Annotated in this window: 15 protein-coding genes and 1 tRNA gene; 12 read left to right on the top strand and 4 right to left on the bottom strand. The window is 41.2% G+C overall.

Annotated features, from left to right (window positions below; translation table 11 throughout):
- Positions 1-396: a DoxX family protein gene (locus ACRQ5D_RS00650; RefSeq protein ID WP_091175176.1), complete on the bottom strand. Its 396-nt coding sequence runs from the start codon at positions 394-396 to the stop codon at positions 1-3.
- 178 nt (positions 397-574) lie between these two features.
- Between ACRQ5D_RS00650 and ACRQ5D_RS00645 the strand changes: the two genes are divergently transcribed.
- Positions 575-1,324 carry a helix-turn-helix domain-containing protein gene (locus ACRQ5D_RS00645; RefSeq protein WP_431198953.1) on the top strand — a complete coding sequence of 250 codons (750 nt, stop codon included), beginning with the start codon at positions 575-577 and terminating at the stop codon, positions 1,322-1,324.
- Between the two features lie 36 nt (positions 1,325-1,360).
- Here ACRQ5D_RS00645 and ACRQ5D_RS00640 read toward each other — a convergent pair.
- Positions 1,361-1,432, bottom strand: a tRNA-Arg gene (locus tag ACRQ5D_RS00640).
- Between the two features lie 267 nt (positions 1,433-1,699).
- Between ACRQ5D_RS00640 and ACRQ5D_RS00635 the strand changes: the two genes are divergently transcribed.
- The 4 genes from ACRQ5D_RS00635 (at position 1,700) to ACRQ5D_RS00620 (ending at position 5,238) form a co-directional block, all read left to right on the top strand.
- A complete protein-coding gene (locus tag ACRQ5D_RS00635) occupies positions 1,700-2,677 on the top strand; it encodes a glycoside hydrolase family 28 protein (protein ID WP_431198952.1) in 978 nt (325 codons plus the stop codon).
- Between the two features lie 13 nt (positions 2,678-2,690).
- The gene (locus tag ACRQ5D_RS00630; protein WP_431198951.1) at positions 2,691-3,230 is read left to right on the top strand and encodes a hypothetical protein; all 540 of its coding nucleotides are present in this window, start codon (positions 2,691-2,693) and stop codon (positions 3,228-3,230) included.
- A gap of 293 nt (positions 3,231-3,523) precedes the next feature.
- Positions 3,524-4,393, top strand: a complete 870-nt coding sequence (locus tag ACRQ5D_RS00625) for an inositol oxygenase family protein (RefSeq protein WP_090527975.1) — start codon at positions 3,524-3,526, stop codon at positions 4,391-4,393.
- A 251-nt stretch (positions 4,394-4,644) separates the two neighbouring features.
- Positions 4,645-5,238, top strand: coding sequence for an RNA polymerase sigma factor (locus ACRQ5D_RS00620; protein ID WP_090527972.1), 594 nt, complete (start codon positions 4,645-4,647; stop codon positions 5,236-5,238).
- Between the two features lie 15 nt (positions 5,239-5,253).
- Here ACRQ5D_RS00620 and ACRQ5D_RS00615 read toward each other — a convergent pair whose 3' ends face one another.
- Positions 5,254-5,895, bottom strand: a complete 642-nt coding sequence (locus ACRQ5D_RS00615; protein ID WP_091174974.1) for a class I SAM-dependent methyltransferase — start codon at positions 5,893-5,895, stop codon at positions 5,254-5,256.
- Positions 5,896-6,102: 207 nt separating this feature from the next.
- On the opposite strand from ACRQ5D_RS00615, the gene ACRQ5D_RS00610 reads away from it, so the two are divergent.
- From ACRQ5D_RS00610 to ACRQ5D_RS00590, 5 genes are all read left to right on the top strand, one after another.
- Complete coding sequence (locus ACRQ5D_RS00610; RefSeq protein WP_431198948.1) at positions 6,103-6,948, top strand: FecR family protein; 846 nt, start codon at positions 6,103-6,105, stop codon at positions 6,946-6,948.
- Positions 6,927-7,106 (top strand): DUF4974 domain-containing protein, encoded by a 180-nt coding sequence (locus ACRQ5D_RS00605; RefSeq protein WP_431198947.1) that lies wholly within the window; start codon positions 6,927-6,929, stop codon positions 7,104-7,106. Before ACRQ5D_RS00610 ends, ACRQ5D_RS00605 begins: the two co-directional genes overlap by 22 nt.
- Positions 7,107-7,376: 270 nt before the next feature.
- Positions 7,377-7,640 carry a hypothetical protein gene (locus ACRQ5D_RS00600; protein ID WP_432328312.1) on the top strand — a complete coding sequence of 88 codons (264 nt, stop codon included), beginning with the start codon at positions 7,377-7,379 and terminating at the stop codon, positions 7,638-7,640.
- Positions 7,641-7,675: 35 nt separating this feature from the next.
- Positions 7,676-10,645 (top strand): SusC/RagA family TonB-linked outer membrane protein, encoded by a 2,970-nt coding sequence (locus tag ACRQ5D_RS00595; protein ID WP_432328310.1) that lies wholly within the window; start codon positions 7,676-7,678, stop codon positions 10,643-10,645.
- A gap of 20 nt (positions 10,646-10,665) precedes the next feature.
- Positions 10,666-12,258, top strand: coding sequence for a RagB/SusD family nutrient uptake outer membrane protein (locus ACRQ5D_RS00590; protein ID WP_090527961.1), 1,593 nt, complete (start codon positions 10,666-10,668; stop codon positions 12,256-12,258).
- A gap of 76 nt (positions 12,259-12,334) precedes the next feature.
- Here ACRQ5D_RS00590 and ACRQ5D_RS00585 read toward each other — a convergent pair whose 3' ends face one another.
- Positions 12,335-13,222, bottom strand: a complete 888-nt coding sequence (locus tag ACRQ5D_RS00585; protein WP_091174981.1) for an AraC family transcriptional regulator — start codon at positions 13,220-13,222, stop codon at positions 12,335-12,337.
- A 128-nt stretch (positions 13,223-13,350) separates the two neighbouring features.
- Between ACRQ5D_RS00585 and ppsA the strand changes: the two genes are divergently transcribed.
- Together ppsA and ACRQ5D_RS00575 are read left to right on the top strand one after the other, a co-directional pair.
- Positions 13,351-15,570 carry a phosphoenolpyruvate synthase gene (gene ppsA, locus ACRQ5D_RS00580; RefSeq protein WP_432328307.1) on the top strand — a complete coding sequence of 740 codons (2,220 nt, stop codon included), beginning with the start codon at positions 13,351-13,353 and terminating at the stop codon, positions 15,568-15,570.
- A complete protein-coding gene (locus ACRQ5D_RS00575; protein WP_432328306.1) occupies positions 15,530-15,805 on the top strand; it encodes a putative PEP-binding protein in 276 nt (91 codons plus the stop codon). The genes ppsA and ACRQ5D_RS00575 overlap by 41 nt, the downstream gene beginning before the upstream one ends.
- Positions 15,806-15,824 lie beyond the last annotated feature (19 nt).

Raw genomic sequence — 15,824 nt, 5'->3', positions numbered from 1 at the left:
TTATTTATTGAAGAAAAGGTTATCTAATGAATAGGTATTGCTAGCCGCAAACTGAAGAAGTACGGCGAAGAAAGCAGCATGGATCAGTTGTGAAGGAAGGATCTCCCAATTCTCGATCAAACAGCTGCCTAATATTAATATGATCATTACCAGGCCACCGCCAATTAAAGCGGGTTTGGTAAACAGGCCTGATAAGAGCAGTATACCTATGGTAAATTCGGCAATTGGTAACAGGTAACTAAAAGGTGTTACCATAGCTTTAGGCAGCATTGATTTTTCAAATGTGCCAACCATCCACTGGCTAAAACCACTCAATTTAGGTAAGCGAACCAATCCGTGACCAAACATGCTGGCCCCAATAGCCAGTCTTAAAAGCAAAAAAGATGTAGTGTTCATTTCGTTTTGTTTTGATAAGTCAAAGTTCTGTATAATCAGTGCCTTGATCTTGTACATTCAGTGGGATGATCTGTAACTTTACGGGTATGGAAACCAAGAACCTGTACAGGCCTTATGAACTGGAGTTGCTTGAAACAAGCCAGTACACAGCTAAACCGCACCGCAATACTTTTTTGAAATGGTATTTACGCTGGAAGGCAAGGGGATCCAGATCATTAACGGGCATGAACTGCCTTATGCTTCTAATAAATTCTTTTTGATTTTTCCGGAAGATCACCACGGCTTTGAGGTGCACGAGCTAACCCGCTTTTACTTCATCCGCTTTACTGATAGCTACCTGAAAACACAAAGCGAAAAGTGGGTTAAAAAAATGGAATACATTTTTCATAACCATAACCATTTGCCCGGTTGCATCCTTAAAACAGTTACCGATAAGCCGCTGGTAAGGGCTCTGATAGAAGCACTACAACGGGAAACTTCAAATGATTTTCCACAGCATAATGAGGTAGTTGAGCAATTGATGAATACTATTATAACTATTGCCGCCCGCAATATCACGCTACAGCAGCATGCCAATGTTTTAAAACAACCTTCAACAACTACGTTGCCGCTGCTTAACTATATCCACGAATATATTTACCAGCCCGACCGCCTGAAAGCCGAGTGTATAGCCTCCTCATTTAATTTTTCGCCCAACTACATCAGCGAATATTTTAAGAAAACCACCGGCGAAAGCTTGCAGCAGTATATCACAAGCTATAAACTGAAACTGATTGAAACCCGCCTGCAATACACCGATAAACGCATGAGCGAAATAGCCTATGAGTTTGGTTTTACAGATGAAAGTCACCTGAACCGTATTTTTAAAAAATATAAAGGAGAGAACCCTACGGCGTATAGGAAGAGATATGGGGAGATGAATAGATGACACAAAAAGAGACTTGCAACTTGCAAGTCTCTTTTGTGCTCCCGACGAGATTCGAACTCATATCGATGGTACCGGAAACCATAATTCTATCCATTGAACTACGGGAGCAGACAGGGGCAAAGATATAAAATTGATTTAAACCAAAAGCATTGTTTGATATATTAACGTGTAGTAATAAAGCGTAAGTTTAATAAGGGTTATTGTCAATATTACTGCTTTTACGTAAACGTTTACGTAAATAAAAGTACACCGCCACCGTTAATTAAATTGAAAGTTTAATAGTTTAGGTGTTTAATATACAATTAAACGCTTCATTGTTCGTAAACTCAATAAGCGATAAACCTGCTTGAATTTTTCTTTTAATTATAACTAATAATGAAAATCCTTCATTTTTTAATGCTGCTTATAACGCCATTTGCCTGTTTTGCGCAGCAAAAAGTATTTAACATTACCGATTATGGTGCCAAGGCCGATGGTATGACCAACAATACAATCAGCATTCAAAAAGCTATTGATAATGCAAGCGCACAGGGAGGCGGTACTGTATACGTGCCTGCCGGAAAGTTCTTAACGGCTGCTATCAGCCTAAAATCAAATGTTACTCTTAACCTTGCCAAAAATGCTGTATTGCTGGGCAGCGCAAAAAGAATTGATTATGGCGAAGGCCATGCAGCGCCATTGATAGCCGCCAATAACCTGCAGCATATTGCCATAACAGGTAAAGGCACCATTGACGGAAACGGTGAAGAATTACTGAAAGACCTTTTCGCGATGCTGAAGGCAGGGAAATTAAGAGATTCGTTATGGCAAAAACAAAACCCCTGGGGGCAAACCCAGCCCGAGGAACCTAACCGCCCTAAGCTGATCCATTTTTCCAATTGCACCGATGTGCAGATAAAAGGTGTAACCATGAAAAACGGTTTGGTATGGGTACAGGATTACACCAAATGCCGCGATCTGGTTATTGACAGTATAAAAGTAGAAAGCAATACTTATTGGAATAACGACGGTATTGATTTGGTCGACTGCCAAAATGTAAAGCTTACCAATAGCTTTTTTAATGCCGATGATGATGGCATCTGCCTAAAATCAAGCGACAGGAACAGCTGCTGTGAAAATATTTATGTAGCAAACTGTACCACCAGGTCAAGCGCAAGCGGCATCAAATTTGGCACGGCTTCGCGTGGAGGTTTTAAAAAGATAACGATAAAGAATGTGAAAATTTACGATACCTACCGGTCAGCCATTGCTTTGGAGTGTGTTGATGGTGGCGTGATGGAAGATATTGATATCAGTAATATCAATGCGGTAAATACTGGCAACGCCATTTTTATCTCGTCTCGGCCATCGTAATAAGGATACTGTAGTGAGCCGCATCAATGGTATCCGCATCAGTAATGTAACTGTAGATGTACCTAAAGGAAAACCCGATAAAGGTTACCCGATGGAAGGGCCTTTAGTTAAAGGAAACCATAATACCTTTCCTTCGTCAATTGCGGGCTTGCCTGGTCACCCGGTTAAAAATGTAACGCTTGAAAATATTAAGATAGTGTATCATGGTGATGCCAGCAAAGCTGTGGCGAACGTTAGCCTCGATTCATTGACAAAGATCCCGGAAAACCCGCGTGATTATCCCGAGTTTTCCATGTTTGGAGAATTGCCGGCCTGGGGTTTTTACGCACGGCATGCAGAAGGGGTAACGTTTAAAAATGTAACTCTTAGCTGCCTGGGGAATGATTTCAGGGCTGCCGGTGTGTTTGATGATGTGGATAGGTTGACTATTAATGGCCTAAAAATACCGCAGGTTAAATCGTTGCCGGTGGTTGTATTTAACGGGGTAAGCAAATCTTCGGTTAAAGGCATTCAGATTCCCGGAACGAGTAAAAATAAGATCGTTAAGAGGTAATTTCATTTCACATCAGGAATCAGCCTTGCTAAATCAATTTAAGGGCTTTTAAGGTCGTGCGTGCGGCTTTTAACGTTAGTGTAACTTAATCGTTTACGTAAATAAATATTGCATTTAATATAAAAGGACCGTTTTTTTTATCAAAATTTAATCATTATAAAACTAAACGGAGCATTGAATTGCAGCTCCAGTAAAACGTAAAGCCGCAATAATTAATTGGATTTTTCTGTGGTATTTGGTTTGGGAGCGCAATAAATATCAAGGTGCTTAATATTTAATAAAAGCTTTACAGTATGGAAAAGTTAACTGAAAAAGAGATATCGCCATTGCCGAGTCTTGACGTATGGGAAGATGATGTATTGAGCAGGTACCCGGAACCAGGTACCGAAAAGGCCAAAGAGGAGTTCAGGGTTTATAACGACGATGAAAATAACCCGGTGCGGGAATTTTACAGGCTTAACCATACTTATCAAACCTATGGCAATGTATTGGCCAAAAAGGCCAACTTTTTACAGTTTGATAAAAAGGAGATGCCATGGTGGTCGGCAATGGAATACCTGAACACACTGGTTGATGAATCGGATCCGGATATCTCGCTTGATCAGCTGCAGCATTTACTGCAAACATCTGAGGCTATCCGCGCCGATGGACACCCGGATTGGTTTGTATTAACAGGCTTTATACATGATTTAGGCAAGGTACTTTGCCTTTTTGGCGAACCGCAATGGAATGTAGTGGGCGACACGTTCCCGGTGGGCTGTAAATTTTCGGATAAGATAGTTTACCCGGAATTTTTTGCCGCAAATCCTGATAGCTACGATGAGCGTTACAATACCAAATATGGCGTTTATACTCATCAATGCGGGCTCGAAAATGTGCATATGTCATGGGGACATGATGAGTACCTGTACCATATCACCAAAGATTACCTGCCCGAAGAAGCTTTGTACATGATCCGCTATCACTCATTTTACTCACAGCACCGCGAAAAAGCGTATGACCATTTGTTGAATGCGCATGACCAGGAGATGTTTAAATGGGTTGATAAATTTAATCCGTACGATCTGTACTCTAAAAGCCCGAAACCGCCAGTAGTATCCGAGTTAAAACCTTATTATGAGGATCTGATTGCCAAATATCTGCCTGCAACAGTTAAATTGTAATTTAACGGGCTGTAGTTTTAGTCCCGTTTTTATATATTGGTCATTCCAGTTACCTGTTTAGCCCAGGCTATAAAAAATAAGTTTATAGTCTGGGTCAAACTTTACAAAAGGCCATAAACCTCCTGCCTGTTACTAAATAAATAATTAATGGCGCTGCCATGGCGTGGCTTCGTTGATTGAAAAATAGTTGTACTTTTAACAATAATTCCTGCCTGTTGATTAAAGAATAAATAAATAATTATCAGTTTTTTATGGATTCAAATGGAGATAAAGATTTAGTGTTTCGCTTACACGATGATGACATCGGTGCATTTGATATGCTTTATCAAAAGTATCATCAGGCTATTTATCGTAACATATTCAAACTCACTAAGGACGATGATATCGCCCGGGATATTTTGCAGGATATTTTTGTTGCCCTATGGGAAAAACGGGCTGATATTAACCCCGATCAATCGGTAAGCGGCTGGTTATTTGTATTGAGCTTCAATAAATCCATCTCCTATCTCCGCAAAAAAGTACGCGAAACGGCTGTTGTTAACACCATGCCTTTTGCTGAAATGGAAACCGATAACGGCGACGTACAGTTAATGGATGAGCAATATTATTTATTACAACAAGCTATTAACCAATTATCGCCGCAGCGAAAAAAGGTATTTACCCTTTGCAAATTGGAAGGGAAAACCTATGAAGAAGCTGCCGAGAAATTGAACCTTTCTAAACATACTGTTAAGGAATACCTCGGACATGCGGTTGTGGCAGTTAAAAACCACATAAAAGAACACCAGGCCGAATGGAAAACCGCAGGAGTTATAATGGTTTGTTATTGGATTGGAACAAATTGATGATGGGGATTTATTTTAAACAATTGCTCCAACTAATTTCTTTCTTCCTACAAACCTGATAACCGAGCCTTGTCCGCTGTGATAAGGCCCTTCATTTAAATGGATCGCCGTTTCCAGAAGTTCTAAAATCTCGTAATTATTAAAATCTGTTTTAATTTCCTCTAAAGAAAATAGTGATTCGATATCTCTCGGACCGCCCATTTTTTCATCTTTTGCAAGGTAGTCAAGGTGACTTTTACTAAAAGCCTCAAAAATGATAAGCCCTCCGACGTTTAAATATTTATTAAGGCTTTGATGTACAAGTGATTTGATGTTGGGAGGAAAGTGCGCATAAATCAAGGCGATCACGTCAAATTGCCCCGCTGTATAGTTGAGCTCCTGCAACTCTCCAACCTGATAATCAATAGCTACCTGTTTTTGTTCTGCAAGTTTCAGGGCTTTCTTTTGTCCCTCAACACTTATATCGAATGCAGAAACTGCCCAGCCAAGCCCGGCGGCAAAAACAGCATTGCGCCCTTCGCCTTCTGCAGGGAAAAGAATTTTGCCGGGTTTTAAAAGTGACAGTTGTTGTTGTAGAAAATTATTAGGCTGTTCACCATAGGCAAATTCTTCTTCGGCATATCGTTGGTCCCATTTTTCTGTCCAGGCATTTTTCATACAGAGGTAATTATTTAGCTATTTATTGATGATAAAGGTAGTATTTAAGTAAGTTAACACAAGGGCTGCAGTACATTGATGACAATAATGTGGCTGTGAAAAAAATTAAATGCAGCTCAATTTTATGAGTTTTTATTTTTCTTAAAAATAATTGTAAACCCATCCCCCCGTTTTAAAGCTCCCGGCGTATTTATATAAAAATAGCTTGTGGAAACTATAGTCAAACGCTTAGAAAGGCTTTATAATACCGAGAATTTAACTCCTGAGGACAGGCGCTGGCTTGCCGAATACCTGCAAGGAGATGTTTCAGAATTATATCTTATAGCGCTTGAAGGTTTCAGTAAGGATGCTCTGGAAAAGAAGATCTCTCTGAGTGGAGAGGCATCTGATCAGATACTTAACAATATCCATCAGCGTATAATTAAGCCTCCGCCCAGAAAGGTGTTTCCTCTTTGGCGTTTGCTGGTAAAGCTGGCCGTTGCCGCCTCTGTAACCGCTATTTTTAGTGCCGGCTATATCTTCAGAAAACAGTTGGACAACTGGTTGAACCCTGTTACTTACCAGGAAACGGTGGCACTAAACGGCGAAATTAAACTGATCACTTTACCTGATGGTACGAGCATTTGCCTTAATGCCGGCAGTAGTTTAAAGTACCCGGATAAGTTTAAAGAGAAAACGCGGGAGGTTACACTTACAGGCGAGGCTTTCTTTAAAGTGGCGCACGATAGCAGTAAACCGTTTGTTATTCACTCGGGTAAAATTAAAACCACTGTTTTAGGTACCAGCTTTAATGTTAAAGCTTATACCGAAGATAAATCGGTTAAGATCACCGTGGTAAGCGGAAAAGTAGGAGTTGTTCCAACGGCCTCAAAACATCCTGCTGTATTACTCACAGCGAATATGCAAATGGTTTATAACAAAACCAGCCAAACAGTGCTTACCGAAAAAATAAATGATGCCTCGTCGGTGGTCAGCTGGCAGCAGGGTAAGCTGCAATACCATAATACCCCCTGTTTGATGTTTTGGCCGATGTGCAGCGAAAATATAATGTAACAATCAGAGCCGACAAAAATTTATTGAACTGTACGTTATACGCCGATTTTAACAATATGCCATTAGAAAAAGTATTGAAGCTGACCGAGGCCCTTATAAATGCCCATTTTAAAAAGGCAGGCGATGCTTATACGTTAAAGGGCAAAGGCTGTAATTAATGTACCTGATATACCAATTATAAAAACAAATAAATGTTTGACAACCTAAAAAAATGAAATTGCTATGAGTTGAACCAAGGAAAAAGAGAAATGATCCTCCAAAATGGCCGGGCCAGTTTTGGAGGAATAAAATGTAAAGATTTTTTAATGGACCATGCACAGGGCCTCTCACAACCGCAGCACGTTCCAGCTTGACCTATAACACTTTAATATAGCAAAAATATGAAAATAAACATACCCGAAAGAGTCTTTCGAGCCATAACATTTGTTATGAAAATTAATGCGATCATTTTATTAGTAGTCTGTTCCCTGTCAACCATTGCCATGGCTGATAATTCATACGGACAAAGCGTGCTGGAAAAGCCAGTTACCGTTAAATTAAAAAATACCCCTCTTGCTGATGCACTGGAGCGGATTTCAGCCAGTACCGGCGTACGGATCATGTACACCGGGAATAACATTGAAAGCGATGTTAAAGTAACCCTTACAGCTCATAACGAAAAGCTGGAGGCTGTTTTGAAAAAGTTTTATTAGATAACCAGTTTACTTATACCGAAGTTGAAGGAAGTTTGCTGGTTAAACCCGCCCCAAAGCCACCGGTAGAGAAGAAGATCGAGCTCCCGCCGCCTGTTATTGTTACCGGATCTGTAGTAGATGATAAAGGCCAGCCCTTAATAGGTGTTTCTGTTAAAATAGAAGGCCTTGCAACAGGTGCGGTAACCGATATAGATGGTAAATTCAGGGTGCAGGTTGCCAACGAAAAAGCTGTACTGGTGTTTTCTTACATAGGCTTTGAAACTCAAAAAATAGCCGTAGGCAAACAAACATCTATAAAAGTAATTTTACTGCCTTCGGCAAACTCGTTATCTACCGTTGTAGTAATTGGTTATGGTACTACTACCAAAAAGGAATTGACCAGCGCTATTGCAACTGTAAAAGCCGAGCAATTTAATGCCGGTGTTGTTGCAACTCCTGCTGATCTGTTAGAAGGTAAAGTAGCCGGTTTAAATATCACCAACGATGGTAACCCTAATGGTAAAGCTTCGGTAACACTGCGCGGTCCATCTTCAATAAGGGCTGGCGCAGCGTCTGTGCCTTTTTATGTAATTGACGGCGTGCCCGGCGCCGATTTTAACCTATTGGCTCCATCAGATATTGCTTCGATAGATGTGTTGAAGGATGCTTCGGCAGCGGCAATTTACGGAACCAGGGCTACCAATGGTGTAATTATCGTTACTACCAAAAGGGCAAAAGCAGGTCAGTTAAGGATGACTTATAACGGATACGGATCATTTGAGAAAGTATCTAACCAGTTTAAAGTTGCCAGCGCCGACCAGTTAAGGGCCTATGTAAAAGCTAACGGACAAAGTTTTACCCCTGCGAATGACAACGGTGGCAATACCGACTGGCAAAAAGCTGTTGAACGTGGTACAGGTTTCTCTCAAAACCATAACCTGTCTTTTGGCGGCGGTACCGATAAAACTACTTATAACGGAAGCATAAACTACCTGCAAAATCAGGGTATCGTTAAAAGCAGCGATATGAAGCGTGTTATAGGTAGGCTTAATATCACCCAAAAAGCGTTGAATGATAAACTGAAACTGGACTTTTCATTAAGCAATTCGGTAACTAACGCCAATTTGTTAGTTAATGATATCCCGCTGTCATCTGCAAACGGACAAAGCCCCGGCTTGTTTAAATCAATAGTTCAATATTTACCAACACGTACTATTTATAATCCTGATGGTACTTTTTACAACGATCCTACTTTAAAATTAGGTTATAACCCGGTAGGGCTTATTACTAACGATAGCTACAAACAAAAAGTTAACTTGTTGCTGGGTAATATACGCGGTGAGTTGATACTGCCTGCCGGCCTGCTTTACAATTTTAACTTAGCTTACCAGGAAACAAATACCGACAATAATACTTATTACAACTCTGCATCAGAGCTGGCACCTGGCCTCAACGGCAAAGCCATCCGTTCAACTTATGAGGATAACAAAAAGTTGTTTGAAAACTATTTGACCTATGCTCATAAATGGGGCGATAAACATGATTTTAAAGCCCTGTTTGGCTATTCAATAGATCAAACTACCACCGGGAATGGCTTTCAATCAACCAATCAAGGATTTATTTCGGATGCTACGGGTTCAGACAATCTTAGTTTAGGTACGCCTTCCGGGAACTACCGGGTTGATTATGGTAACGTTAACGTCGAAACTTTACGTTTGATATCCTTTTACTCTCGTCTTAATTATAGCTACAGGGGTAAATACCTTTTACAGGCATCTTTACGACGTGACGGTTCAAACGCCTTTGGTACTAATAAACGCTGGGGGTATTTCCCGGCTGCTTCGGCCGCATGGCGGGTTATCGACGAGGGCTTTATGAAATCTCAATCCTTATTTGATGATTTGAAATTGCGCGTTGGCTATGGTAAAACCGGTAACTCATTAGGCTTCTCGCCTTATACGCCCCTCACGCTTTATGGCACTACCGGTAGCTTTTATTACAATAACGCTTATATTGGTGCAATTGGTGTAACTCAAAACCCAAACCCTGATTTGAAATGGGAAAGTACGGCTACGTTAAACGGCGGCGTTGATTTTTCCTTATTTAAAGGACGTTTGGGCGGCTCGGTTGATATCTACAATAAAAAAACAACCGATATGATCACCACGGTACCGGTGTCGCTTATTAACAACTTTGTAAATACAAAAGTTGAAAACGTAGGTAGTATGACCAATAAAGGTGTTGAGATAGCCCTTAACGGAACGCCAATAAAAACAAAAGATTTTACCTGGAGCAGCTATGGCAATATCTCATTTAATAAAAATAAGATCACTGCACTGGCGCCAAACCTTTCAAAAATATATGCAGGCGATCCGGAAGGTCCCGGACAAAGCGGTATCAAAACATCAATCATTGAGGCCGGTTATCCGCTTGGCGAATTTTACACCCTGAAATACCTTGGTCGCACCAATGGTGTATCTACCTTCATGGGTGCTAATGGCCAGCCAACAACAACACCTCAAAGTACCGATCAAACTTATGCAGGCAATGCCCAACCTACATACACATTTGGTTTTGGTAATGATCTTACCTATAAAAACTTCAGCCTTAACTTCTTTTTCAGGGGACAGGGTGGGAACAAGATCATGAATGCATCATTAGCCAGCTTTAACCAGCCTACCCAGGCTTCGGTACATGGGGTACCTGCTTTAACATTAAGCGAGCCGGGTACCGATGTTAATGCCTATTATTATTCAACACGTTATCTCGAAAGCGGTGCATTTATCAGGTTAAGTAATGCTACACTGGCTTATAAAATAAATGTTGCGGGTAATTATGTACATGGCATCCGGTTGTATGTTACCGGTACCAATTTATTCATCATCACCAAATACAAAGGCGTGGACCCTGAATTGAACTTAAACATCGATAACCAGGCAAGCGGCCAGTTTATCGGGGTAGACAGCAATAATTTTTATCCAAAAACAAGGAGTTTCCTTGCCGGCGTACAAGTTGATTTATAATAGATTTTAACCTAACAGACATGAATAATTTAAAAAGATATATAAAACCTGGCCTCATTGCCATGTTTATAGGAGCAATTTACCTTTCAGGTTGTACTAAATTGGATATCACGCCAAAATCGGCGCTTACAACGGCTAACTTTCCTACTACACCAGCGCAGTATGTAGCTGCTACCGGGCCTATCTATACCTCGTTTCGCGGGGCGCCGGGCAGGCAATACTGGTTGTTGCAAAATTTAAGTACCGATGAATGCGTACTTGTTGCACGTGGTGGTAACTGGCTTGACGGCGGTACCTATTCAACCGTAAACCTGCACACTGTTACGCCTGATAACGGCATGACCGAAACTTGCTGGTCGGGAGGTTACGGAACCATCAGTTTATGTAACCAGGTATTGTCGTTATTGGCACCTACGCCCGAAAGCGATTCAAAAAAACAAACCATTGCCGAAATTAAAACCATGCGCGCCCTGTCATATTTTTACCTGATGGACCTGTTTGGTAACGTGCCTATCAGCAAAACCTTTGGCGATACCACCAACCTGGGCACCCAGCCAAGGGCGGCAGTGTTTGCATTTATTGAAAGTGAATTGCTTGCCCAAATTCCTGATCTGAGCGGGACAGCAGGGGTAACTACTTATGGCAGGCCGACCAAAGGTTTGGCTTATGCAATACTTGCCAAAATGTATTTGAACGCGCAGTACTATATCGGCACTCCAAGATATCAGGATGCTGTTACTATGTGCGATAACGTTATAAAAAGCGGTCAATATGGTTTAGATGCAGATTATTTAGGCATGTTTAAGCCTAATAACGGCCCGGGTGTTAAAGACTTTATTTTTGCCATACCTTATGACGGCATTTTGGCACAGGGGCAGTACTACGCACGCTGGACGCTGAACCCTAACCTGAAAAGTAAGTATAAAATGCCGTACACGCCAGATGGGCCGGTGTACACTTACAAAGAATACTATGCCTTGTTCAATGACGCGAACGATATCCGTAAAAAACAATTTTTAGTTGGCAAGCAGTACAACAATGATGGCTCTCCAATATTAATTACAACAACTAATATCGGACTGGATGCAAGTTATTCCGGCCCTAAGCCAAATGATATAGTGATCCACCAGTTAGAGTTTACACCTGATATTGTGTGGAAAAACCCGGCAACTTTTGACATCGGTAATGATGAGCTTGCTAATGAAGAAGGTTACAGGAACAATAAGTTTTATCCGGATAGCTTAAGTAATGACCGTAACCAGGGCAATGATGTGCCTATGTTCAGGTATGCTGATATTTTGCTTGAAAAAGCCGAGGCTATTTTACGCGGCGCATCAGCAACCAATGGCGATTCGCCTTTATCATTGGTTAACCAGGTGAGGGCGCGTGCAAAAGCTTCGCCTTTAACTTCGGTAACACTGTCTGATATTTTAGATGAACGGGGCCGCGAATTTTCTATGGAAACGTGGCGTCGTAATGACCTGATCCGCTTTGGTCAGTTTGAGAAAAAATGGGGTATAAAAACAGATGCCGATCCTAATAAACGCATTTTCCCGATCCCAAGACCGGAAATGCAGTTGAACCCGAAACTGGTACAAAATCCGGGTTATTAATTTAGTTCTATTATTTATTTAACAAACGCAGGCCCTAAAAAGCCTGCATTTGTTTTTTAGAAGGGCTTTAATGATCCTAAAACTCCCTGAATTTTCTCCGGTATTCCATTGGTGTGCTCCCGGTAGCTAATTTAAAATACCTGTTAAAGTTTGAAAGGTTGTTAAACCCCGAATCGCGGCTGATTGAATTTATATTTTCATTGGTCTCCCTGATCAGTTTACACGAGTTTTCTATTCTTACGGTCAGTAAAAAATCAAAATAGGTTTGGCCGGTACGCAATTTAAAATAATGGCAAAATGCTTTCGGTACCATGTGTATGATGTTTGCTATTTCCTTAAGCTTAATGTCTTTGTAAAAATTGTCCATGGTATACAGATAGATCTTCGTTAGCCGCACTTCATCTATCCTGTTAAAGATCTTCTTCTCCGTTTCACCGGCAAGGTTTGAGACCTGTTCCCCCTCGGCAATTTTATTTAACAGTTGAAGCAATAACGGAAGCTGTTCATACCTGGCCGAATTTTCTATTCGGTGGATAAAGTCGACCGCAACAGCTTTAGAATTTTCATTGATCAGTAATCCATTCTTGGTGCCATTTAAAAGATTGTTTATCAGGTTGTTTTCTGGCAGCGTCATGAAAGTACTTCCCAATTTATTGGGATCAAAATGAAGGGTAAGCAACTGTAGCGGTTTGGGTATTTTACCGCTTTTCATGGAGTAATCATAGTAGCGGTTAGTTTCAAACTTAAACATATGGGGCACGTTACAGCCTATGATGATCATGGTATCCCCTGAAATTCTTTTTGAAGTATTTCCTATCGAAAAAGTGCCTTCACCACTTATAATATAAATAAGTTCCAGCTCGGGATGGTTGTGGAAGTTATTGATAGCATGGTAGGTTTTTGCTTCGGCTATTGTAAAAGCTGAATTGTCGACTTTCAGGACCTGCTCAAAGAAATCTTTCATTTTTATACTATAGTGATATAAAAAGCTAAAAATAGTCAATATGTTATGAATATAGTATTACTTGTTGTGAATATTTAGGCATTGGGCAGTTTGTTAAGCGCCTAACTTCGTTTTATAAAATTTAAGCCATGAAGGAAAAGAAGTTTACTATGAAACTTATTGAAGCTTCGATAAGTGACATTGAGTTAGTAGGAGGTAAAAATGCATCGCTTGGAGAAATGATGCAGAACATATCGCAGTTTGGTATTGATATTCCTGATGGATTTATCATAACAAGTAAGGCTTATTACCAGTTCATTGCAGACAATCAGCTTGATAAAATGATCAGGGATATCCTTGAGGATAAAGACCTGTCCAACTTGCAGGTTCTGTTATCCTGTGGCAGTAAAATACGAAAGCTTATCCAAAACGGCCGGTTTTCTGTTGTTATGGAGAATGAGATCCTTGAAGCTTATAAGGATCTGCTGATCCAATATGCAGATAACGCAGCCGACGTTGCAGTCCGCTCATCGGCTACTGCTGAAGACCTGCCCGATGCATCATTTGCCGGCCAGCAGGATACCTATTTAAACATAAGAGGGGAAGAGAGCTTATTAACAGCGATAAAAAATTGTTTCGCCTCATTATTTACCGACAGGGCAATCAGCTACCGGGAATCATTTAATTATGATCACTTTAATGTCGGCCTTTCTGTTTGTGTTCAAAAAATGGTGCGCTCAGATAAAGGCGTTTCGGGGGTTGCATTTTCGTTAGATACAGAAAGTGGTTTCAAAGATGCCGTAATCATTAACGGATCGTACGGCTTAGGCGAAATGCTGGTACAGGGATCGGTTAATCCCGATGAGTTTATCGTTTATAAGCCGCTGCTTGAAAGCGGTTTCAGGCCCATCCTTGAAAAGAAATTAGGCAAAAAGCACATAAAGATGATTTACGGCAATTCCGTAGAAGAGGCTGTAAGAGTCGTTGATACTCCTGTTGATGAAAGCTCAAGATTTTGCCTGTCGGACGATCAGATCATCCAATTGAGTAATTGGGTAATTATCATTGAGGCCTATTACACTAAATTGAAGGGTAAATGGTGCCCGATGGACATTGAATGGGCTGTAGACGGGATCACCGGCCGGCTGTTTATAGTGCAGGCAAGGCCCGAAACTATTCACTCACGCAAGCAGGTAAACCTGCTTACCGAATTTCGTATTAATGACCCGGACAGAACGGATAGGATCTTGCTGAAAGGTATTGCTGTTGGCGATAAAATAGCGACAGGTAAAGTGCATAATCTCACCGGTATCGGGAAGCAAAATATCCACGAAATCAACTTTTTACCCGGCGATATCATGGTAACCGACATGACCGACCCTGACTGGGAACCGGTAATGAAAAAAGCATCAGCTATCATCACCAATAAAGGAGGGCGAACCTGCCATGCTGCCATTGTTGCCCGGGAGTTAGGCGTTCCGGCTATAGTTGGCTGCGAATGCGCTACCACTATCCTAAAAACCGGTGATGAAATAACCGCTTCATGCGCCGAAGGAGATGCCGGAATTATTTACAGCGGCATAGTAGCATTTACTAAGCGGGAACATGATCTTAATGACCTGCCTGAAATTGAAACCCCGCTGATGATGAATATCGGATCGCCTGAAATAGCATTTAATTATGCGCATTATCCAGGAAAGGGTGTAGGCCTTGCCAGGGAGGAATTTATTATCAATAATTATATAAAAATTCACCCGTTGGCCCTGCTCGAACACCGAAACCTGAATGATGCTTCGTTGACCGCTCATATTGAGGAAGCTATGCTGGGTTATGAGAGTGAAGAAGCTTATTTTATTGAAAAGTTATCCTACGGAATAGCTAAGATAGCCGCTGCATTTTATCCCAATAAAGTAATTGTACGTTTCTCGGATTTTAAAACCAATGAATACTATAATATGCCCGGCGGTAAGTATTTCGAACCGAATGAGGAAAATCCAATGATCGGTTGGAGGGGAGCATCCAGGTACTATTCTAAAGTATATAAAGATGCTTTTGGGATGGAATGTAAAGCTATTAAGAAGGTACGCGAAATGATGGGCCTTGATAATGTGGTGGTGATGATCCCTTTTTGCCGCACAGTGAATGAACTTTCATTGGTATACGAAACCATGAACGAGTATGGCCTGAAACGCGGTGAAAACGGGCTTGAAGTTTATCTGATGGCCGAAGTTCCGTCGAACGTGATCCTGGCCGAACAATTTGCCGATCATGTAGATGGTTTTTCAATTGGCTCTAACGACCTAACCCAGCTTGTACTGGGGCTCGACCGTGATTCTGTCTTTAGTGGCGGGCTTATACAACGAGCGTAATGATGCGGTAAAGTTCATGATCTCATCGTTAATAAAAACTGCAAAGAAAAAAGGCGTGAAAGTGGGAATCTGCGGGCAGGGGCCATCCGATTATCCTGATTTTGCCCAGTTCCTGGTAGAAGAAGGGATTGACAGCATCTCCGTTACTCCCGATTCGTTTTTTAAAACCGTGATGGCTATCAAGAAGATAGAAGATGAAATTGAAGAGGCGAAACGGCTGTGCCTATCTGCCTGATACGAACGATTTATTAACT

Origin of the sequence: Mucilaginibacter sp. P25 (assembly GCF_050859465.1) — a bacterium.
Classification (GTDB): domain Bacteria; phylum Bacteroidota; class Bacteroidia; order Sphingobacteriales; family Sphingobacteriaceae; genus Mucilaginibacter; species Mucilaginibacter gossypii.
Note: the sequence above shows the minus strand (reverse complement) of the source record. Positions and strands in the feature narration are given on the sequence as shown.